The sequence below is a fragment of the Pseudomonas sp. TE3552 genome, assembly GCF_056278945.1.
Window position 1 is genome coordinate 5,234,377 of record NZ_JBWBQJ010000001.1, and the last position, 21,619, is coordinate 5,255,995.

The following is a 21,619-nucleotide window of genomic DNA, read 5'->3' on the forward strand; positions in this document are numbered from 1 at the left end:
TGCGTGTACTGCCTCCTGCCATGAAATGTCTTGCTCTTATTGCTTCCCTGCTTCTATTAGCCGGTTGCGCCAGCGGTCCCCGGATTGACACCAGTCACCCTTCAGCCAATCACGACAGTCGTATTCAATTCGTGGTGATGCATTACACCTCCACCTCCCTGGAGAACTCGCTGCAATTGCTGACCCATGGCGAGGTCAGCAGTCATTACCTGATCGGTGACGACAAACGCGGCACCATCTATAAGCTGATGGATGAAAATCTCCGGGCCTGGCACGCGGGCGAAAGCGAATGGCAAGGCCGGACGTGGTTGAACTCCAGCTCCATTGGCATCGAAATCGTCAATCCAGGCTTCCAGGACACCCCGACCGGGCGCCTCTGGTATCCCTACAGCGAAGCCCAGGTTCAGTCATTGATCTTCCTGCTCAAGGACATCAGCAAGCGCCAAGGCATCAGCCCCCGCCATATCATTGGTCATAGCGATATCGCGCCACTGCGCAAGCTCGATCCCGGCCCGTTGTTTCCCTGGAAGCGCCTGGCCGCCGAAGGCCTGGGAATCTGGCCGAATGAACAGGCCGTAGCGAATCAGCAAGCGCAATTCGCCGCACAACTGCCAAGCATCACCTGGTTTCAGGGACAACTTGCCCGCCTGGGCTACGCCACACCACAAACCGGCGAACTGGATGTAGCGACACGCCACGTATTGGCCGCCTTTCAGATGCATTTCCGCCCGTCCCGTTTCGACGGCACGCCGGACGCGCAAACCGCAGCGCTTCTTCAGGTGTTGAACCAGACAAAATAATGACGCCCGCCCGACGGTCAGCGCTTTCCCCCCAATCAGCAGCTATAACTCATTGGTAATTCTTCGGATATTCCATGATGACGGCTGCTCGAGAGAGGCTGCGTAGCTGGTTTTATCGCCCTTGGTTTTTGGCGGTGCTGGCGGCTGCCTTGAGTGCCACGCTACTGATGACCGGCAGTCTGTTCGTGGCGATGCATCAGGTCGAGTACAACGAAAGCCAGGAAATGAACGCTCAGGGGGAGCGCTTCCTGGTTCGCCTGGAGCAGCTGTTCGGGCAACTGCGCGAAAGTCTCGATGACCTGGAAGCTCAGCCACTGCGAGGCTGCGATGATGAAATGATCGCCACCTTGCAGCAGGTCAGCTTCAACTACCGCTTCGTTTATGAAGCCGCCTATATGGACGCCTCGCGAATCTGCTCCAACCGCCCCCGCCAGGAAGGGCTGACGCTGATCCGGCCACCGGACATCAAAGGTGCCACCTACAGCTATTGGCTCAATACCACCACCGAACCCGATGAAAACCGCGCCGCACTGATGCTTGGGCGTGGCAATTTTCGGGTTGCGACGTCTCGCGGGCATTTGACCGACATGGTTGATCTGTCTCCGGGAAGCAGCCTGCTGGTGGTTCTTGATCATGATTCGCGCGCGATTCCGGTACTCGGAGTCGCGCAGCCCTGGCCTCCGACGGAACCCTGGCCCCCGAAAAACAGAGATGCACTGCAAATCACCCCTACCCGCCTGATTTACCGAATGCCGAGCAACACCCCTGAATACCAACTGGTGCTGATCACACCGCGCACCGGGATGCATGTGCCGGCGGTATGGTGGTGGTTACTGCCGGCCAGCCTGGCACTGAGTGCTTGCGTGGGCATTCTGGTGTTTCTACTGGTGCGCCAGCGTCAATCGCTGGATGCCGAACTGCACGGTGCCATAGGGCGAGGCGAGCTGCAGGTGTTGTATCAACCGATCTTCGACCTCGACAGCCGCAACTGCGTCGGCGCCGAAGCCCTGCTGCGCTGGCGAAGGCCTGACGGCACGCTGACCAGCCCCGAACTGTTCATTCCGATGGCGGAGAATACCGGCCAGATCCGCCAGATGACCGACTTCGTCTTGCAGCGCCTGCTGGAACAGCTCGGGCAACTGTTGCGCGCCAATCCGCAGCTGTACATCTCGGTCAACCTGGCCGCCTGCGACGTCATGGTGCCGCGTATCGGTCAGGTGATAGCGCGCCTGCTGGCCTTGCACCGGGTAGCCGCCAGACAGATTGCCTTTGAGGTGACCGAGCGCGGGCTGGTTGATGTGGTGGTGGCCAGAGAAAACCTGCAAGCCTTGCGCGATGTCGGGCATCAGGTGCTGATCGATGACTTTGGTACCGGCTATTGCAGCCTCGCCTACCTGCAAACCCTGCCGGTGGACTGCCTGAAAATCGACAAGGCGTTTATCGACGCACTGGGTCATGACGCCGCCAGCAGCGGCGTGGCACCGCATATCATTCGCATGGCTCAGGCCCTGCAACTCAAGGTGATTGCAGAAGGCATCGAGCATGAAGCACAAGCAGCGTTTCTGAGTAGCGAAGGGGTGAAGTTCGGTCAGGGTTGGCTGTTCGCCCATGCACTGAGCGCTGTGCAATTCATCGAACTGATTACCCGTGGCCGCCGAACGACCACGCGACGTCTGGATGACGAAGCCTGAGATTGCCCAGGCTTACACCGCCAGCGCCATGTAGAACTGCGTACCCTGCCCCGGCCGCGAGTAGACCCCCATCCGCCCGCCATGCAGCTGCACGATTTCCTTGCACAGCGCCAGACCGAGCCCGGCACCGCCCTTCTTGCGGCCGACCTGAACAAAGGGCTCGAAGATCCGCCCCTGCTGGCTGTAGGCGATGCCTTCGCCGTTGTCCTCAACGCTGATAATCATCCGCTCCCCATGGCGCCGGGCCTGCAAACGTATCAGCCCGTCGCGGGAGGTATGGCGCAAGGCATTGTCGATCAGGTTATCGAGCACTCGCTCCAGTTGCGCCTGATCGGCTTGCAGCCGCGGCAACGGCCCCTGCACTTGAACCAGCAACTCAATGCCCTTCTCCTGCGCCGGGCCGGCAAAACGTGCCCGAGCCTGATCCAGCAAATCCTCGATAGAGCACGGTGCCAGCGTGAGTTTTTGCAGGCCATTCTGATAACGAGAGAAATTCAGCAGATCGTTGATCAACTGCATCAGACGCTGCATTTCTTCATTAATGGTGTTCAGCAAATCAGCTTCGCGAGAAGCTTCGGCAAAATGCGTCCGCTCGCGGAACAGACCGAATGCCATGTGCATCCCTGTGACCGGCGTGCGCAATTCATGGGAAGCGCGCAAGACGAACTCGCTGCGTACCCGTTCGAATGCACGCTGCTCAGTGACGTCATGCAACACCATCACGGCGCCGAGAATATGACCCTGGGTATGGCTGACCGGCGTCAGGCTATAGGTCAGCAGTCGCGACTCTCCATCGACCTCAATGCTCAAATCCTCCGGCGCTCGTTCCAGGGCGCCGCCGCGCAGTATTAGTTGTAGCTGTTTATCCAGTTCGGGACGCTCAAGTGCGATGCCCAGCCCTTGGCCGAGACGATCGGTGTCCCAGCCTAACTGGCGTTGAGCCACTGGATTGAGGTGCTCGAGATGCCCTTGGCGATCGATGATCAGCAACCCGTCGTCGATGCTGTCGAGCACCGCTTGCAGACGTTGCTGGCCGGCGAGCAGCTCGTCGATATTAGTAGCCTGATGCTCACGCAAGGCCTCGGCCATGATTCCGAAACGCCGGGTCAGCTGGTTCATTTCCAACGCGGAGGAAATCGGCAGGGTCACTTCGAAATTACCTTGGCCGATATTGTCAGCCGCTGCGGCCAGGGCCTCGATCGGCGCCCCGAAACGCTGGGCGATTGCATGGGCGGTAATGAACCCGATGAACAGTACCGCGACCCCCACCAGCCCGAGCAGGCCGGCAATCAACAACGCCCGCTCCCGGGCCAGGCGTTCGGTCTCATTGATGCTATCCAGCGCGTGCTTCTGTTCGGAGATCAAACCGTTGCGCAGTACGTTGAATTTTTCCGTGAGATCGCCGCCGCCAGTGAATACCTGCGCTGAATCATGGGAAAGATCGAAGGCCTGGAGAAAGGCCTGGTAGTCCGCCTTGGCCTTGTTGAAACCGTACTGGGCGCCCTCGCCGGGCGGCTCGTGAGCGATGCCTTCATCGAGCAATTGGAGGTAGTTCTGCTTGGATGCCTCGAACGCCGCAGGATCGGGTGTTTCGCCGAGCATGATGATCAGTTGGTCGCCGAGGGTCTGGCGCAACTTCAATCCCAGGTCCAGCCTGACGAAGTTGTCACGAATCAGGGCCTCCTGAGTCCCTGCCATCTGCATCACGCTGACCAGCCCGAGCAAGAGCCCAAGCAGCGCCACCGTAATCAGCGCGGAAATACTCAGAAACAGCCGGGTGCGCAACGTCATCGCCAGTTTCATCGGGTACGGCTCACAGGTTGTACTGCTTGCGTTTACGGTACAGGGTCGAGGCATCGATACCCAGGGTCTTGGCCGCCTGGTCCAGCGTATCGGCCGTGGCGAGAACTGCGCCGATGTGGGCTTTCTCCAATTCATCCAGGCTCAACGCGGCGCCAATGCGTGGCGCATGGTTGACAGGAACTTCGGCCATGCCCAGGTGGCTGAGCTCGACCCGTTCCTGCGGGCAAATAATACTGGCGCGCTCCACCACGTTGCGCAGCTCGCGGATATTGCCGGGCCAGCGGTAGCTGAGCAGCGCTTCGCGGGCCTCATCGCTGAAACAACGGGCCGGACGCGAGTACTCCTTGACGAAACGCGCCAGGAAACGGTCTGCCAGATTCAGAATGTCCTCCCTGCGTTCGCGAAGTGGCGGCAGGTGCAAGGTGATGACGTTCAGCCGATAGAGCAAGTCCTCACGAAAACGGCCGTCGCGGACCATGTCTTCAAGATTAAGGTTGGTGGCCGCGAGGATTCGCACATCGGCACGGCGGGTCACCGGGTCGCCCACGCGCTCGTATTCCTTGTCCTGGATGAAACGCAGCAATTTTGGTTGCAACGTCAGGGGAAAATCGCCGATTTCGTCGAGAAACAAGGTTCCGCCGTCGGCCTGATTGACACGCCCCAGGGTGCTTTCACTGGCACCGGTAAATGCACCACGGCTGTGGCCGAAGAGCTCGCTGTCCATTAACTCTGCAGTCAGGGACGGACAGTTGATGGTGACGCAGGATTTCTTCTGGCGTTTGCTCCAGCCATGAATGGCCTGTGACAGTTCACCTTTACCGGTACCGGACTCGCCAAGAATCAGAATATTGGCATCGGTACTGGCGACCTGCCGTGCGGTTTCAAGCACCACTTTCATGGCCGGACTGTGGGAATCCAGACCTTCCTTGGGTTTGCGCACTTCACCTTCGAGGGCTTCCAGGCGCGCCGAGAGCTGTCGCACCTCCAGCTGTTTGGCGGTGGCCAACCGCAACTGGTCGGGGCTGCAAGGTTTGACCAGATAGTCGGCGGCACCGGCCTGAATCGCATCCACGGCCGTGTCCACAGCCGAGTGAGCGGTGACGATCACCACCCGCATCCACGGCGCCTGGATACGCATCTGGGCCAGCACATCAAGGCCATTGTCTTCGCCCAGGCGCAAATCGAGGAAGCACAAATCGAAAACCTGACGCTGCAACAAGGCTTCGGCCTGAGCAGCGCTGGTCGCGGTGGCCACGCTGTAGCCTTCGTCCTCGAGGCAATAGCGAAAGGTTCGAAGGATGGCGGACTCGTCGTCCACTAACAGAATGCGGCCTTGATGCTCAGTGGCTGATTCCATGTTCCTGCGCTCCTTTAATTGATGTTTTTGGTTAGTGCCAGAAAAATCGGGCAAGTTGCATGGTTGATTCTGGTCCATTCCAGCAACAGCGGGTTAGCTATCTACTCAATATCCAACTAACCAACTGATTTATTTGATTTTCTATTAATAGCCCATTCTTTCGGCGATTGCCTGCGTCCCTTTCTGACATCTGCGCCCTCCTCTCAATTCAAAAATAATGAAGCGTTTATCGTGCATTACGCACGACCTTCACAGGTCCATCGTGCAGGATGCGTCCAGAACGATTTTCAACAACCATTCAACTTATTGATTTTATTCATGTTTTTTATGACAAAAAGCTGGCATGCAGGCTGCAACAGCCTGAGTAATCGGGACATTTGATAAACCAGCGCCCGCCAAAGATCACGACCAATGGGAGGTTCAGGATGAGTCGCCAACGTGCCGCCCGGTTGCGGATCTCGCCACTGCATGTCCAGCAAGGCTTGTTTGCCCTGCTGGCACTGTTGATCACCTTGATTGGTGGCCAACAGTTCTTGCTTTGGGAGCAAAGCCAGCAGCCAGAGGCGCCGCACCTATCGATTCCACACGCACCCCAAACCCATTTCAGCGCAGCCAGCAGCAACCAGGCTGACGGCGCCTCAATACGAATGATGGACGTCGACCAGACCCAACCTGTGGATGAGACGTCCCGTCAGGAGCGTTGGGTGTTCTAGGCAAATGAACCTGGCGTACTCGATGCGTCGAGAAAGGCAGCACAAGCAACGCCTTAAATACAAACGTAAGGAGAATCACCATGTTGAGCTGGGCAATCACATTCTTGATCATTGCCATCATCGCCGCAGTACTGGGCTTCGGTGGTATCGCGGGCACCGCCACGGGTATCGCCAAGATTCTCTTTGTCGTATTCCTGGTGATGTTCATTGCTTCCTTCTTCTTTGGCCGCCGCGGTCGAGGCTGACTGAACAAAGATCCAGACTGATGTTGAGTTCGAAACACCGAAAGAGGCCACAGCGCTTCTTTCCACTGCGCTACCCGAGGACGGTAGACGCATGACCAAGGGGTCGGGACGTTCTGACTGTTTCAGGGTCGGAGTGACCTACGGGTACACGGAGTACCCGCGCAAGGGCCGGGCCAGGCAAGCTGCGACGCAAGTCCGCCGACCCCGAGTACTCGACGGACTTGCGGAGAGCTTCAACGTGCAAAACGTTGACCTAGAGCATTCAGCTCATTTGTTTTTGCTTCATATTCCCCGAAAAACCGTTTCGCGGTGTTTCTTCGTGACCGTATATCGAGAAAGCTCTGACTTTCATGAGAAGAAAAATCGCAGTCGAACGTAGGACATCTCCTAAATTTTCATTGGTTCAAAAAACATGAACCTGCGCTGAAATGGCCGGCTCACGGCACTTATGCCCGCCCAAATGTCGTATTCGAACCGGCTGGGACGCGGGTTTCAGATGAAAAATCTCATGCCGATTCGGCATAGGGTAGGCGTTTACGGCATTAGACGCCGCTTCCCGGCATCGGAATAGTTGCGCCTTTTTCACTGCCTGAGAGCCGTAAATGCTCGCTCGCGGGGACCTTATACGGGGGCTGGTGCAAAACTTCATCGCCATTGCGCGTTTCAGTTCATGCATCAGCCTGAGTCAAACGCAAGTAAGGGTAAAGATATGAAGAAGGCAAAGCTTAGCCTCGCCTGGCAGATCCTCATCGGTCTGGTTCTGGGGATAGCAATAGGTGCACTGCTCAACCATTTCAGTGCCGAAAAGGCTTGGTGGATCAGCAACGTTCTGCAACCGGCAGGCGATATCTTTATCCGTCTGATCAAGATGATTGTGATCCCGATCGTGATTTCCTCACTGATCGTCGGCATCGCTGGCGTTGGGGACGCGAAAAAACTCGGGCGTATCGGCCTCAAGACCATCATTTACTTCGAGATCGTCACCACCATCGCCATTCTGGTCGGCCTGGTGCTGGCCAACGTGGTCCATCCGGGCAGCGGCATCGACATGAGCACCCTGGGTACCGTGGATATCTCCAAGTACCAGGCCACCGCCGCCGAGGTTCAGCATGAACACGCGTTCGTTCAGACCATCCTCAACCTGATCCCGTCGAACATCTTTGCGGCCATGACCCGCGGCGAGATGTTGCCGATCATCTTCTTCTCCGTGTTGTTCGGTCTCGGTCTGTCGAGCCTGCAATCGGACCTGCGCGAACCGCTGGTGAAGATGTTCCAGGGCGTGTCGGAAAGCATGTTCAAAGTCACCCACATGATCATGAACTACGCCCCGATCGGCGTGTTCGCACTGATCGCGGTGACCGTGGCCAACTTCGGCTTCGCCTCCCTGCTGCCACTGGCCAAACTGGTCGTTCTGGTTTACTTCGCCGTCGCCTTCTTCGCCTTCGTGGTGCTGGGCCTGATCGCTCGCCTGTTCGGCTTCTCGGTGATCAAGCTGATGCGCATCTTCAAGGATGAGCTGGTCCTGGCCTACTCCACCGCCAGTTCCGAAACCGTGCTGCCGCGCGTGATCGAGAAAATGGAAGCCTACGGTGCGCCGAAAGCCATTTGCAGCTTCGTGGTACCGACCGGCTACTCGTTCAACCTCGACGGTTCGACCCTGTACCAGAGCATCGCGGCGATCTTCATTGCCCAGCTGTACGGCATCGACCTGTCGATCAGCCAGCAATTGCTGCTGGTGCTGACCCTGATGGTCACCTCCAAAGGCATCGCCGGCGTACCGGGCGTGTCCTTCGTGGTGTTGCTGGCCACTCTGGGCAGCGTCGGTATTCCGCTGGAAGGCCTGGCGTTCATCGCCGGTGTCGACCGCATCATGGACATGGCCCGTACCGCGCTGAACGTGATCGGCAACGCCTTGGCCGTGCTGGTCATCTCGCGTTGGGAAGGCATGTACGACGACGCCAAGGGCCAGCGCTACTGGAATTCCCTGCCGCACTGGCGCAGCAAGGAAAAGCTGCCGGTGGGCGAGATTTCCAGCAACTGATGTACAACCCTTTGTAGGAGCATGGCCCGCTCCCACAAGAGCCCCAAACAAACCCCGGAGAAATCCGGGGTTTGTCGTTTCTGCCTACCCCGCTATCATTCGCCCCATCTTCCGGGGGATTTGACTGATGCTTAATGGCCTGTGGCTTGGCTTCTTCATCGTGGCAGCCGTTTCGGCGCTGGCGCAGTGGCTGATCGGCGGCAACGCCGGGATCTTTGCGGCGATGGTGGAAAGCATTTTCGCCATGGCCAAATTGTCGGTCGAGGTCATGGTCCTGTTGTTCGGCACCCTCACCCTCTGGCTGGGTTTTCTGCGGATCGCCGAGAAGGCCGGCATCGTCGAATGGCTGGCCAAGGCGCTGGGCCCGCTGTTCCTGCGCCTGATGCCGGAAGTGCCGGCCGGTCATCCCGCCATCGGCCTGATCACGCTGAACTTCGCCGCCAACGGCCTGGGTCTGGACAATGCCGCCACACCGATCGGCCTCAAAGCCATGAAGGCGCTGCAAGAGCTCAACCCCAGCGCGACGATCGCCAGCAACGCGCAGATCCTCTTCCTGGTGCTCAACGCCTCCTCCCTGACCCTGCTGCCCGTGACGATCTTCATGTACCGCGCCCAGCAAGGTGCGCCCGATCCGACGCTGGTGTTCCTGCCGATCCTGCTCGCCACCAGTTGCTCGACCATTGTCGGCTTCCTGACCGTAGCGTTCATGCAACGCCTGCGCATCTGGGATCCGGTGGTGCTGGCCTACCTGATTCCCGGCGCCCTCGCCCTGGGCGGCTTCATGGCGCTGCTGGCGACGCTCTCGGCGACCGCGCTGGCGAGCCTGTCATCGGTCCTCGGCAACGTGACACTGTTCGGCTTGATCATGTTGTTTCTGATCATCGGCGCGTTACGCAAGGTGAAAGTCTACGAAGCGTTCGTCGAAGGCGCGAAAGAGGGCTTCGACGTCGCCAAGAACCTGCTGCCGTATCTGGTGGCGATGCTCTGCGCCGTGGGGGTACTGCGAGCGTCCGGAGCGCTGGACTTCGGTCTGGACGGGATTCGTCATCTGGTGGAGTGGGCCGGCTGGGACACGCGCTTTGTCGATGCCTTGCCGACTGCATTGGTCAAACCCTTTTCCGGCAGTGCCGCCCGGGCAATGCTGATCGAAACCATGAAGACCGAGGGGGTAGACAGCTTCCCGGCGCTGGTGGCGGCAACGATCCAGGGCAGTACCGAAACGACTTTCTATGTACTGGCGGTGTACTTCGGCGCGGTGGGCATCCAGCGCGCACGGCATGCGGTGGGCTGCGCGCTGCTGGCGGAGCTTGGCGGGGTGCTGGGGGCCATCGGCGTTTGCTACTGGTTCTTCGGCTAAACGAAAAACCTATGGGTTCGGCGGTGGCTTCAAGGTCTCAGCGGCGGTGCAACCTTCTGACCTTGCTCCACCGTCCAGGCCACCACCTGCGCCGTCAACTGGTCGCTGGCCTGACCAAACCCGGCGACAACCGCCGGCACCTTCACATCGCTCAACGGCTGACGTACTTCAAAGCGCCGACTGGCGAGAATGCGCTGGTCATACCCACGCACCAGCAACGCATCCAGGCGCACGACCACACTCGCCGCTGAGCCCTGGTATTCGGTCTGGAACGCTTGCAGGTTGCCGCCCAGCTCCAGGTCCGCCTGCAGATTGCTGTCGTCGGTGCTGAGCAACGGCACGCGACCGTCACGCTGGAAACCATCGAGCAGACGATTGCGTAACAGCACCGGCGCCGGGTCGCTCCAGCGTGAAGCCTTGTAGCTGCTGATCAGGTCACCCTGGGGGATCACGGCGATTTTCGGGTTGTTCAAGGCTTCGCTGGTCTGAGGCTTGGCCAGTCGCAACGACCAGTGCAGCATCGTACTGTGATTGGCCAGTGCGCTGTTCTGGGCCGAGGGCAACCGGTAGACATCGGATGGCTCGGACTTGGGCAGAATCGAGCAGGCACTGGTCAGTGCAAAACCGGCAGCCAAGGCTAGTGGGATCAGCTTCATGGCGTGAACTCCTTGTTCTTGTCACTGCCCAGCAGGTAACCGCTGGGGTTGGCCTCGAGCCGCTGGGAAATGGTCCGCAGCGAGCTCAAGGTATCGCGCAACTCACGCACCGCCGGTGCCAGGCCATTGAGGCCCTGCATGCCGTTGTTCAGGGAATCCTGATTAGTGGTGAGCAATGAGTTGATGGTCGCGCTGCTCTGTTCCAGGGACTTCATGGCTTGCTCGGCACTGCCGAACATTTGCTTGCCCTGATCGTTGAGCAGGCCGTTGGCGTTGCGCATCAACACAGCGGTTTGTTCGAGTGTGGCGGAGGCCTGTTTACCGATCGACGCCAGTTGCTGCATGGCCTGACCGATGTCGCCGCGCTGGTCGGCGATGGTGCCGGTGGTTTGCTCCAGATGCTCAAGGGTCTTGCTGATGCGCTCGACGTTTTCCGAAGAAAACATCTGATTGGCGTTCTGCATCAACACGTTCACACCGGTCATCAGGTCGTTACTGTCGTTCAGCAATCGGGCGATGGGCGAGGGTGATGCCACGATGGTCGGCAAATTGCCGCCCTTGCCCTTGAGCGTCGGACTTTGCGGCGTGCCGCCGCTGAGCTGAATGATCGAGGTGCCGGTGATCCCGGTCAGCGCCAGTTTGGCCTGGGTGTCTTCCTTGATCGGGGTATCGCCGCCCAGGCGGATCCGCGCCAACACCCGGCGTGGATCGTTCGGGTCCAGGCGCAGCGTCACTACGTCGCCGACCTTGATCCCGCTGTACTGCACGGCACTGCCCTTGGACAAACCGCTGACCGCCTCATTGAAGACGATTTCGTAATCCTTGAATTCGGTGTCGACGCTGGACTTGGCCAGCCACAGACCGAAGAGCAGGGCGCCTGCCACCACGATTACGGTGAACAGGCCGATCAGTACGTGATGGGCTCGGGTTTCCATGTCAGACCTCGTTGAGCTGGTTAGCGGCCGTCAGCGCCGCGCGGCCGCGAGGGCCATGGAAGTATTCGTGAATCCACGCATCATCGGTTTCCGACACCTTGTCGATGGCGTCCGCTACCAGCACTTTTTTCTGTGCCAGCACCGCCACCCGGTCGGTGATGGTGTAGAGCGTGTCGAGGTCGTGAGTGACCAGAAACACACTCAAACCCAACGCATCGCGCAGGGTCAGGATTAACTGATCGAACGCCGCCGCGCCAATCGGATCGAGACCGGCGGTGGGTTCGTCGAGAAACAGGATGTCCGGGTCCAGTGCCAGCGCCCGGGCCAGGGCGGCGCGCTTGATCATGCCGCCAGACAGTGAAGCAGGGTACTTGTCGGCCGCCGACAACGGCAATCCGGCCAATGCCAGTTTCACCGCCGCCAGATGCTCGGCGTCGGCACGGCTCAGGCCGGCGTGTTCAATCAGGGGCAGGGCGACGTTCTCGGTCACCGTCAGCGAAGAGAACAAGGCACCTTTCTGGAACAACACACCGAACCGCCGTTCAACCAGCGAGCGCTCGTGTTCCGAAAGGCTCGGCAAGTTCTTGCCGAAGACCTTCACCAGCCCTTCACTGGGCTGACGCAAACCGACGATGCTACGCAATAGCACCGATTTGCCACTGCCAGAACCGCCGACCACCGCGAGGATTTCGCCCTTGTACAAATCCAGGTCGAGGTTCTCGTGCACGCTCTGGCGGCCGAAGCGATTGCACAGCCCACGGACTTCGATCACCGCCTCGGAAGGCGCTCGGGGTAGACGACTCACCAGCCCATCTCCATGAAAAACAATGCGGCCACGGCATCGAGGACGATCACCACGAAAATCGACTGCACCACACTCGACGTGGTGTGCGCGCCGACGGACTCGGCGCTGCCGCTGACCTTGAAGCCTTCAAGGCAGCCGATGGCGGCGATCAGGAACGCAAAAATCGGCGCTTTGACGATCCCCACCAGAAAGTGCTGAACGCCAATGTCCGATTGCAGCAGCGACAGGAACATCGCCGGCGAGATATCCAGCGACAGCGCACACACCACGCCACCGCCGACAATCCCCGACAACATCGCCAGAAAGGTCAGCATTGGCAGCGCCACCAGCAACGCCAATACCCGCGGCACCACCAGCAACTCCATCGGGTCGAGGCCGAGGGTGCGGATCGCGTCGATTTCTTCGTTGGCCTTCATCGAACCGATCTGCGCGGTGAACGCGCTGGCGGTGCGGCCGGCCATCAGGATCGCGGTGAGCAACACGCCGAATTCCCGCAGAAAAGAGAACGCCACCAGGTCCACGGTAAAAATGCTCGCGCCGAAGCTCGCCAGCACAGTCGCACCGAGAAACGCTACCACGGCGCCCACCATAAAGGTCAGCAGGGCGACGATGGGAGCGGCGTCGAGGCCGGTCTGCTCAATGTGCGCGACCATCGGCGTGAGGCGCCAGCGCTTGGGACAAAACAGCCCGCGCGCGATGGTTTGCAGGATCAGGCCGACAAAACCCAGCACCTGCAGGGTGTCCTGCCAGACCGCATCGACCGCGCGGCCAATGCGAGTCAGCAGTTGAATGCCGACGCTGATTTCCGGCTCTTTGATCGGCACGCAGAAATCAGTCAGCGAGCAATACACCGTCTGCAGCAAGGCGCGATCGGCGGAGGAAAGGGTGCAATCAGGGTGTTCGGCGGACTTGCCCAGACGCTCGGAGCCCAGCAACTCCACCAACAACGACGCACCCGCCGTGTCCAGGGCACCGAGGCCGTTGAGGTCGATGTGGGTGTTGTTGTCGTATTGGCCACGGAGCTTTTCGCTCAGGCGGCAGAGATCGGCGTAATGAGCGAGCGTCCAGTCACCCGTGACCCGCAGCAGGGCTGGGATGTGCGAGGTATCCAGTCGGACACTGCCGGGCGTTGTGCTGCTGGTCATAAGCTCCTGCTTGTTCGGCAATTGCGCAGACCAGATTAATAGCACGAACCGCGTTACTTATCTTTGATGGGTGTGCTGTCCATCACCTTGAAGCGCAGCACGCCGATCAACTGGCCGTCTTCGGTGAGCACCCGAACCTGCCATTTGCCCGCGGGATTGCCGGGGAAATTCTGCTTGTGGGTCCAGGCGCGGTAGCCTTCCTTGCGCCCGCCGTGGATATCCAGAGGGATGCGGTCGACCTCTTTACCGTTGAATATCCAGACGTGATAAATCCGCTCGTCCAGCCCCCGTGGGGCATTGATCGCGGTGTAAGCGTACAAACCGTCGCCACGAATCTGCTCGGCGCTGACTTCTTCCAGGCTCTTGCCGGGGGTGCGGTCTTGCATTTGGGTGCTGATCGCTACGTCAGTCATCCACAGGGTGGCCGGTGGAACCCAGGAGCGCAGCACCCAGCCCACGGCGCCAATGCCGACGGTGATGCTGAGAATCGCCAACGCGTTGCGCACGGTCCGAATCGGGAAGATCGACGCCAGGCTCGGGAACGACAGCACCATGGCAATGCCCAGCGCCAGTTTGAAGCTCTGGGCGGTGGTCAGGTGCAGGATGACGGGCAGGGCGGTCAGCAGGGCCGCGAACAGGGTCAGGGTGTGCAGCGCCAGGAACGCCCAGCGACGCGGCGCCAGCCATTTGTAGTAGAGCGGGTCGATGATCGAAATCAGCGCCGCGATGCTCAACAATCCCGTGAAGAACAGTTGGCCGCTGTTCCAGGTGGTGGTAATGAAAAAGAACGGCAGGACAAAGAACAGACTTTCCTGATGGATCATCTGCGTCGCGTAACGCAGCAGCGGCTGGGGTATTTCGCGCTTGAAGACCCTGGCGAAAAGCTTGGTGAGGCTGTTTTCCAGCATCAGCCAGACCCAGCTGACCAGCATGATGGTGGTGATCCAGCTCGCCAGTCCTTGCTGACGATCCACCAGCATGAAGCTGCCGACCCCTGAGATGAAACCGCCGAGCGCAATGACCCCGGGATAGCGCTTCATCAATTCCAGGATGCGCTGTACGTACAGGGTCAGATTCGGCATTCGGCGGTTCACAATAGTCGAGGGAAAAATCCTCGACAGGTTACCGCCCGAGGGGCCCTGTGGCGAGGGGGCTTGCCCCCGTTGGGCTGCGAAGCGGCCCTAAAAAGGGCACCTCGATTTATCCGGCACACGCATCGGCCAATTTTGCGACTGCTGCGCAGCCGAACGGGGGCAAGCCCCCTCGCCACACAAAACCCGTTGTCACAGGGAAGTAACTACTTTCTGCGGTGAACACGCCAACCCAATACCCCAAGCACCATCAAACCAAATCCCCCGGCAATCGCCCACATCAACTGGTCATAGCTCATTAGCGGCTTCTCGATCCGCAAATACCCCGGCTGCAGCAGCAACTCACGCATCGCCTTGTTTGCCTCGGCCAGTGTCACGTCTTGCAGTGCCCTGGCCGGGTCGGCGAAATGGCCATCCTCGTAGTCCCCAAGGGCGCTCCAGTAGTAATCCGCCAAGGCGCTGTTGCCTTGCACGGCCCAGGTCTGGCGCGCGATGGCAGCCTGCTTGAGACGGGCGAACGTGTCGGCATCAAGCCCCTTCTTGAGCAGATCGGCTTTCAACTCATCCAGCACCCGTTCTGCTGCCCGCACGTCGTCACGATCAAGGTCAGCGTTCAGGCTCATGAAGCCCACCCCGCCAAACACCTCGCGCTCGGCCGAGGGACCGTAGGACAACCCATGGGCCAGGCGCAATTGGCGATAGAGCGCCCAGTCCAGATAGTCTTTGAGCAAGTCGAAGGTTTCGTCGTGCTGGTCTTCCAGCACCGGTTCCGGAACCAGCCAGTGCAATTTGGCACCGCTGCCGACGAAACCGTGGCTCAGAGTACGCTCGTGAGCCGCGCTGGTCCGGATTTCCGGCAGAGGCAGGTGAGCCGTCGGCTCAACCGCTTTGAGCGCGCCATAGGCTCGTTCCAGATAGGCCGGCAGCAGGCGGTCGAGCTCGCCGACCACGATCAGGGTCATATTGTTGGGCGCGTACCAGGCCTTGCGCACCTTCTCCAGTTGCTCGCGGGTCAGGTGCTCGACTTGGGCGCGCTCGGGGCATTTGAGGCCCAGCTCCACCGCCAACTGATTACTGGCGGTGTGGCCCAGGTCCTGGCGATCCAGCCAGCGTTGCAGACGCGAATAATGGCCACCGTCTTCGCGCTCGACCACTTGCTTGGCGACGTTGATAGCATTGTCGTCGATACGGGTCTGGGTCAGCAGGGCCAACAACAGGTCGAGGACCTTGCGCTGGTTTTTCGCCGGGGCTTCGATGACGAAGGTCGTGTCAGCGTTGCTGGTGTAGGCATTCCAGTCGCCGCCCAGGGCCTGCATGCGTTCTTCCAGACCGCCTTCGCCGGTGGCGTCGATGCCGCTGAACAGCAAATGTTCGAGCAGATGCGGCAGTTCTTTGTCGGCGCAGCTGAAATCATCCAGGCCAACGCCGACCACCAACCGGATCGCCACATGCCCGCGCTCGGTGCCGGGTTTGAGGACCAATTGCAGACCGTTGGGCAGCGTATAGCCCTCGACCTTAAAGCGATCCAGGGCAAATGAAGGCAGGGCGCCAAGCAACAGACAAGCGAACAGCAGACAACGCATAACGAGTTTCCGTACGACCAGCGTAAGTACAACAGACTTCAGGCAACTGTGGACGTTCAGGGTGAATGAGTGATGTCAGCCATATCGTCGACCGCCAGAGCGCCAGTGTCCGCAGTACCCAATACCGCATAGGCGCTGCTGCAAAACAGCGAATTGAGGCGCCTCATGTCAGCGATCAACTCCAGATGCAGCGAACTGGTCTCGATGCTTTGCACAATCTTACGGTGCAAACGACTGACATGAGCGTGGGCCAGGCGGCGCTCCTGTGCGCGAAAGCGACGTTTCTCCCGCAGTAACTGGCGAGCACTTTCCGGGTCGGAACTGAGGAACACCGACAATCCCAGACGCAAGTTGGCAATCAGTTGGCTATGCAGCCCCGCCAACTCCTCCAGACCGACCTCGGAAAACGACCGGCGCTGCGAGGTTTTCTGCTGCTGAACCTTGCGCAGCATGCGCTCGATCACGTCGCTGGCCAGTTTCAGGTTGATCGCCAGCTCGATGGTTTCCGCCCAACGCTGGCTATCCTGTTCGCTGAGGTCTTCCCGGGGCATTTGCGCCAGATAGAGTTTGATCGCGCTGTAGAGCGCTTCGACATCATCGCTCAGGCGACGGATTTCCTGGGTAACGGCGGTCTGTTTGCCGCGCAATACGGCGAGCATGGCTTCGAGCATGCTGTCGACCAGATCGCCGATGCGCAGGGTTTCCCGGGCGGCATTGGCCAGCGCCAGGCTCGGGGTGACCAATGCCGTCGGGTCAAGATGCCGCGGTTTGGCCGTGCCGTTGATGTCCGGCCGCTCCGGCAGCAGCCACGCACAGAGCCTGGCCATCGGCCCGACGCTGGGCAGCAGGATCAGGCAACGCGTGGTGTTGTAGAGCAGGTGGAAGCCGATGACCATTTCCTGAGCGCTGAAGTCGAAGCTGTCGATCCAGTGCACCAGTGGATCGAGCACCGGAATGATCAGCAGCAGACCAATCAGTTTGTACAACAGGCTGCCCAGCGCCACCTGACGGCCAGCGGCGTTCTGCATGCTGGTGCTGAGGAAAGCGAGAATGCCGCTGCCGATGTTGGCGCCGATCACCAGGCCGATGGCCACCGGCAGACTGATCACGCTGGCGCCGGCGAGGGTCGCGGTCAGCAGGACGGCGGCCAGGCTGGAGTAGGAAATCATCGCGAACAGCGCACCGACCAACGCATCGAGCAGGATGTCGCCGGTCAGAGAAGCAAAAATGACCTTCACCCCCTGAGCATGCGTGATCGGCGCGGCGGCCTCGACGATCAGTTGCAGCGCCAGAATGATCAACCCCAGACCAATACTGACCCGGCCCATTTGCCCGAGCCTTGTCTGCTTGCGCGACAGGAAGAAAATCACCCCGAGGAAAATCAGCAGCGGCGACAGCCACGACAGGTCGAGGGTCAGTACCCGCGCCATCAGTGCGGTACCGACGTCGGCGCCGAGCATGGTCGCCAGGGCCGGGGTCAGCGCCATCAGGCCCTGACCGACAAACGAGGTGACCAGCATGGCGGTGGCATTGCTGCTCTGAACCATGGCGGTCACCATGATCCCGGCGACAAACGCCAGCCAGCGCCTGGACATGTTCTGTGCAATCACGTGACGCAGGTTGGAACCATAGACCCGCAGGATGCCGGTTCGAACGATGTGCGTGCCCCAGATCAACAAGGCCACGGCCGATAACAAATTGAGCAGGGTGAGCATGAGGCCCCCTGTGGTGGTAGCGCCCCAGTGGGGCAAGTTGACGGTGCCGCGCGTTTTTCTACGTTCTGTACTAGGGGGCGGTCTCAATTAATTTCCCTGCCGCGCCGGGAAATTAATTGAGACCGCCCCCTAAGCTGTAGTTGGCTAACGGTCTGGACGCCAGCATCGCATAGCTAAAGAAGCGATTGAAATAAAACTGTCATGAAAACAATTTGCTGCAGAAACGAACAAAGGGCCGTTAGGCCCTTTGTTCTTGTGGCGAGGGAGCTTGCTCCCGTTCGGTTGCGAAGCAGCCGCAATAAGGCATACGCGGTTTACTGCCTAATCGCGGTGACCGGTTTCAGGGCCGCTTCGCAGCCCAGCGGGAGCAAGCTCCCTCGCCACAGAGGTCCCATTTGGACCGATTACTGCCCCGGAACGTCCTTGCGCAGTTTTACCGGCTCCTGCTGTTTTCTCTTTTTCATCATTGCGGTGCGCATCTTGATGTTGATCGCTTCCACCGCCAGCGAGAATGCCATGGCGAAGTAGACGTAGCCTTTTGGCAAATGCACATCGAACGATTCGGCAATCAGTACGGTACCGACCAGCAGCAGGAACGACAGTGCCAGCATCTTCAGCGACGGGTGCTTGTCGATGAATTCACTGATGGTGCCAGAAGCCCACATCATCACCAGCACAGCAACGATGATCGCCGCGACCATCACCGGTACGTGGGAAACCATGCCCACCGCCGTGATCACCGAGTCCAGCGAGAACACGATGTCGATGATCGCGATCTGGATGATGGTGTACAGGAAATTACCGCCCTTGCCCGCAGGTTCGTCGCCGCCTTCATCTTCGCCTTCCAGCGCGTGGTACATCTCTTGCGAGCTCTTCCACAGCAGGAACAGACCACCGAAGAACAGGATCAGGTCACGCCCGGAAATACCCTGGCCGAACACTTCGAACAGGTCCGCGGTGAGGCGCATGACCCAGGTGATCGACAGCAGCAACAGGATCCGCGTAACCATGGCCAGCGCCAGGCCGAAAATCCGGGTGCGCGCCTGCATGTGCTTGGGCATGCGGCTGACCAGGATCGAGATCATGATGATGTTGTCGATGCCCAGGACGATCTCCAGGGCAGTCAGGGTGAAGAAGGCAACCCAGATTTCAGGGTTGGTCAGCCATTCCATGTGTATTCCTTTGAGGGCGTGTTAAACCACGAAGGGCCCAGGCTTCAAACAACAAAGCCTGGACCCGTCATGGTGAGTCTTGGGCTTATAGAGTGCTGAACAGCGGAAAAATCCCCATCAGCAATGCAGCGACCAGTATGCACAGGCAAACCAGCACTGCCCACTTCAGGGTGAACCGCTGGTGGTCACCGAATTCGATACCGGCCAGGGCCACCAACAGATAAGTCGATGGTACCAGTGGGCTCAGCAAGTGGACGGGCTGACCGACGATCGAGGCACGTGCCATTTCTACTGCGGTTATACCGTAGTGACTGGCGGCTTCGGCAAGCACTGGTAACACGCCGTAATAAAATGCGTCGTTCGACATGAAGAACGTGAACGGCATGCTCACCAGCGCGGTGATCACGGCCAGGTATGGGCCGAGGAAATCCGGGATGACCGCCAGCAGGCTCTTGGACATGGCGTCGACCATGCCGGTGCCCGACAGGATACCGGTGAAGATACCCGCGGCAAAGATCAACCCGACCACCGCCAGCACGCTACCGGCGTGAGCCGCAACGCGGTCTTTCTGCTGTTGCAGGCACGGGTAGTTGACGATCATCGCGATACTGAACGCCACCATGAACAACACTGGCAGCGGCAACAGGCCCGCGATCAGGGCGCCCATCAGGCCCAGGGTCAAAGCGCCGTTGAACCAGATCAACTTCGGACGACGGGCATCCGGGAACTGCGAGACGCTGATTTCGCTGTGGTCGATTTCATCACCGACCAGATGCAGTTCACCCAGACGCGCACGCTCGCGTTTACCGTAGAAGTAGGCAATCGCCAGAATCGCCACCACGCCGGCCAGCATTGCCGGGATCATGGGTACGAAGATCGCCGACGGGTCCACATGCAGCGCACTGGCCGCACGAGCGGTCGGACCGCCCCATGGCGTCATGTTCATCACGCCACCGGCGAGGATGATCAGACCAGCCATGATCCGCGGGCTCATGCCGATGCGGCTGTAGAGCGGCAGCATGGCGGCTACGCAGATCATGTAAGTGGTGGCGCCATCACCGTCCATGGACACAATCAGCGCCAGTACGGCGGTGCCGACCGAAACTTTCAGCGGGTCGCCCTTGACCAGTTTGAGGATCTTGCGCACGGCCGGGTCGAACAAGCCGGAATCGATCATCAGGGCGAAGTAGAGAATGGCGAACATCAGCATCACGCCGGTCGGCGCGAGCTTGGTGATGCCTTCAAGCATCATCGGACCGATCTTCGGCGAGAAACCACCGAACAAGGCGAAGACGATCGGAATAATGATCAGTGCGATCAGCGCGGACAGGCGCTTGGTCATGATCAGGAACATGAACGTGATGACCATGGCGAAGCCAAGGAAAGTCAGCATAGGAATACTCCAGGCGTAGCGCAGCTAGGGAATGGGCGAACCGGTAGGGTCAGCGCAGAACGGGAAGCACGAGACGTACGGGCGGAGTTACAGCGACGAGGCGGGTAGGAGTGGACATCAGAATCACCATTGTTGTTGTTAAATGGGCCGGGCGGGCGATAAAACACTCGCGTTGGCCAACCGGTCTATTGCCGGCAGTGGGGCGATCCTAATGGGGGAAGCTTTCAGCCAGCTTTCGCCGGTGAAAGCATTGACCGAATGTACAACCGGTCGTCGGCTGGCCTTACAGCCCGTAAACACTGGGTCAGGAGGAAAAACATGGGCGAACTTCACACCGGCGGCTGCCACTGCGGACAAATTCGCTATCAATTCAGCGGCCCGCTGCACGACATCGCTCACTGCCATTGCTCGATTTGCCGCCGGGTCAGCGGCGGGATCGTGACCACCTGGATCACCGTACCCGCCTCGGCATTCGCATGGGTGGCGGGTACGCCGTCCCGGTACGAATCTTCGTCTACCTGCGCGCGATATTTCTGCCCTAACTGTGGGGCACAACTGGCCCTGGTGACGAAGCTCAGCCCCGAGAGCATCGATGTGACCATCGCAACCCTCGACCATCCCGAGCAGGCTCCGGCCGAGCGGCATATCTGGACGGACAGTCGATTACCCTGGTTGCATCTGGACGAACACCTGCCGGGCGAGGCCGAAGAACAACTCTGATCAGAAAACAGACAGGTTCAGCGGCCGGATCGCGCCCATCCAGATCGCGTGTTCGGTGTGGTCGAGAAAATCGTCGCCCGTGTCCGGGTGCAGGAACACCACCAGCCCCTTGCGGTTGAGCGCCAGCCACGGCAACACCGCGCCAAGGTACTGCGGCTCGAAAGCCAACTGGCAGCTCCAGTCCGGGTGCGGGCCGACCGGGCGTTCGTGCACGCGCCCCATCTTCAGTGGAAACAATTGCGCTGCCTGCTCACACAAGGCCCGAGCCTGTGGCAGGGTGCTGGCATCGAAGTAGACATGGGCGTGGTAACCCTTGATCTGCTGCATCTCAAACCCCCTCTAAAACTACTTGTCGAACCCACCCCGCTTCCCGCAGGTCACACGCTATATAGGCAGC

Annotated in this window: 19 protein-coding genes; 7 read left to right on the forward strand and 12 right to left on the reverse strand. The window is 59.7% G+C overall.

The features are described 5' to 3' along the window. Positions 1-20: 20 nt before the first annotated feature. Entirely contained in the window at positions 21-800 is a 780-nt protein-coding gene (locus tag ACZ9BB_RS23630; RefSeq protein ID WP_476216688.1) for an N-acetylmuramoyl-L-alanine amidase, read from the forward strand. A gap of 77 nt (positions 801-877) precedes the next feature. Then, the gene (locus tag ACZ9BB_RS23635; RefSeq protein ID WP_476218400.1) at positions 878-2,491 is read left to right on the forward strand and encodes an EAL domain-containing protein; all 1,614 of its coding nucleotides are present in this window, start codon (positions 878-880) and stop codon (positions 2,489-2,491) included. 12 nt (positions 2,492-2,503) lie between these two features. On the opposite strand, the gene ACZ9BB_RS23640 is transcribed toward ACZ9BB_RS23635, so the two are convergent. Continuing rightward, positions 2,504-4,294 carry a KinB sensor domain-containing domain gene (locus ACZ9BB_RS23640; RefSeq protein WP_476216689.1) on the reverse strand — a complete coding sequence of 597 codons (1,791 nt, stop codon included), beginning with the start codon at positions 4,292-4,294 and terminating at the stop codon, positions 2,504-2,506. A 10-nt stretch (positions 4,295-4,304) separates the two neighbouring features. Further along, a complete protein-coding gene (algB, locus tag ACZ9BB_RS23645) occupies positions 4,305-5,651 on the reverse strand; it encodes a sigma-54-dependent response regulator transcription factor AlgB (protein WP_476216691.1) in 1,347 nt (448 codons plus the stop codon). A gap of 425 nt (positions 5,652-6,076) precedes the next feature. Here algB and ACZ9BB_RS23650 point away from each other — a divergent pair, with 425 nt between their 5' ends. The 4 genes from ACZ9BB_RS23650 to ACZ9BB_RS23665 all read left to right on the forward strand — a co-directional run bounded on the left by ACZ9BB_RS23650 (position 6,077) and on the right by ACZ9BB_RS23665 (position 10,007). Next, the gene (locus ACZ9BB_RS23650) at positions 6,077-6,364 is read left to right on the forward strand and encodes a hypothetical protein (RefSeq protein WP_476216693.1); all 288 of its coding nucleotides are present in this window, start codon (positions 6,077-6,079) and stop codon (positions 6,362-6,364) included. Positions 6,365-6,444: 80 nt separating this feature from the next. Further along, positions 6,445-6,609, forward strand: coding sequence for a DUF1328 domain-containing protein (locus tag ACZ9BB_RS23655; RefSeq protein ID WP_003177151.1), 165 nt, complete (start codon positions 6,445-6,447; stop codon positions 6,607-6,609). 709 nt (positions 6,610-7,318) lie between these two features. Next, on the forward strand, positions 7,319-8,650 hold the full coding sequence (gene gltP, locus ACZ9BB_RS23660; protein ID WP_476216695.1) for a glutamate/aspartate:proton symporter GltP: 1,332 nt from the start codon (positions 7,319-7,321) through the stop codon (positions 8,648-8,650). 127 nt (positions 8,651-8,777) lie between these two features. After that, positions 8,778-10,007: a nucleoside recognition domain-containing protein gene (locus ACZ9BB_RS23665; RefSeq protein WP_007940696.1), complete on the forward strand. Its 1,230-nt coding sequence runs from the start codon at positions 8,778-8,780 to the stop codon at positions 10,005-10,007. A 29-nt stretch (positions 10,008-10,036) separates the two neighbouring features. Here the strand turns inward: ACZ9BB_RS23665 and ACZ9BB_RS23670 are convergent, their stop codons facing one another. From ACZ9BB_RS23670 to ACZ9BB_RS23710, 9 genes are all read right to left on the reverse strand, one after another. Then, entirely contained in the window at positions 10,037-10,663 is a 627-nt protein-coding gene (locus ACZ9BB_RS23670) for an ABC-type transport auxiliary lipoprotein family protein (RefSeq protein ID WP_476216697.1), read from the reverse strand. Then, a complete protein-coding gene (locus ACZ9BB_RS23675) occupies positions 10,660-11,598 on the reverse strand; it encodes an MlaD family protein (protein ID WP_476216699.1) in 939 nt (312 codons plus the stop codon). The genes ACZ9BB_RS23670 and ACZ9BB_RS23675 overlap by 4 nt, the downstream gene beginning before the upstream one ends. A gap of 1 nt (position 11,599) precedes the next feature. Continuing rightward, positions 11,600-12,403 carry an ABC transporter ATP-binding protein gene (locus tag ACZ9BB_RS23680; RefSeq protein WP_476216701.1) on the reverse strand — a complete coding sequence of 268 codons (804 nt, stop codon included), beginning with the start codon at positions 12,401-12,403 and terminating at the stop codon, positions 11,600-11,602. After that, the gene (locus ACZ9BB_RS23685) at positions 12,400-13,548 is read right to left on the reverse strand and encodes an ABC transporter permease (protein WP_476216703.1); all 1,149 of its coding nucleotides are present in this window, start codon (positions 13,546-13,548) and stop codon (positions 12,400-12,402) included. Before ACZ9BB_RS23685 ends, ACZ9BB_RS23680 begins: the two co-directional genes overlap by 4 nt. A gap of 53 nt (positions 13,549-13,601) precedes the next feature. Beyond that, the gene (locus tag ACZ9BB_RS23690; RefSeq protein ID WP_476216705.1) at positions 13,602-14,630 is read right to left on the reverse strand and encodes a DUF5924 family protein; all 1,029 of its coding nucleotides are present in this window, start codon (positions 14,628-14,630) and stop codon (positions 13,602-13,604) included. A 215-nt stretch (positions 14,631-14,845) separates the two neighbouring features. After that, a complete protein-coding gene (locus ACZ9BB_RS23695; RefSeq protein WP_476216707.1) occupies positions 14,846-16,222 on the reverse strand; it encodes a M16 family metallopeptidase in 1,377 nt (458 codons plus the stop codon). A gap of 56 nt (positions 16,223-16,278) precedes the next feature. Continuing rightward, on the reverse strand, positions 16,279-17,937 hold the full coding sequence (locus ACZ9BB_RS23700) for a Na/Pi cotransporter family protein (protein WP_476216709.1): 1,659 nt from the start codon (positions 17,935-17,937) through the stop codon (positions 16,279-16,281). Positions 17,938-18,341: 404 nt separating this feature from the next. Beyond that, the gene (locus ACZ9BB_RS23705) at positions 18,342-19,109 is read right to left on the reverse strand and encodes a TerC family protein (RefSeq protein WP_476216711.1); all 768 of its coding nucleotides are present in this window, start codon (positions 19,107-19,109) and stop codon (positions 18,342-18,344) included. An 85-nt stretch (positions 19,110-19,194) separates the two neighbouring features. Further along, a complete protein-coding gene (locus ACZ9BB_RS23710; protein WP_476216713.1) occupies positions 19,195-20,502 on the reverse strand; it encodes a CitMHS family transporter in 1,308 nt (435 codons plus the stop codon). 318 nt (positions 20,503-20,820) lie between these two features. On the opposite strand from ACZ9BB_RS23710, the gene ACZ9BB_RS23715 reads away from it, so the two are divergent. Further along, positions 20,821-21,222, forward strand: a complete 402-nt coding sequence (locus ACZ9BB_RS23715) for a GFA family protein (RefSeq protein WP_476216715.1) — start codon at positions 20,821-20,823, stop codon at positions 21,220-21,222. On the opposite strand, the gene ACZ9BB_RS23720 is transcribed toward ACZ9BB_RS23715, so the two are convergent. Next, complete coding sequence (locus ACZ9BB_RS23720) at positions 21,223-21,549, reverse strand: DOPA 4,5-dioxygenase family protein (RefSeq protein ID WP_476216717.1); 327 nt, start codon at positions 21,547-21,549, stop codon at positions 21,223-21,225. Positions 21,550-21,619: the final 70 nt, after the last annotated feature.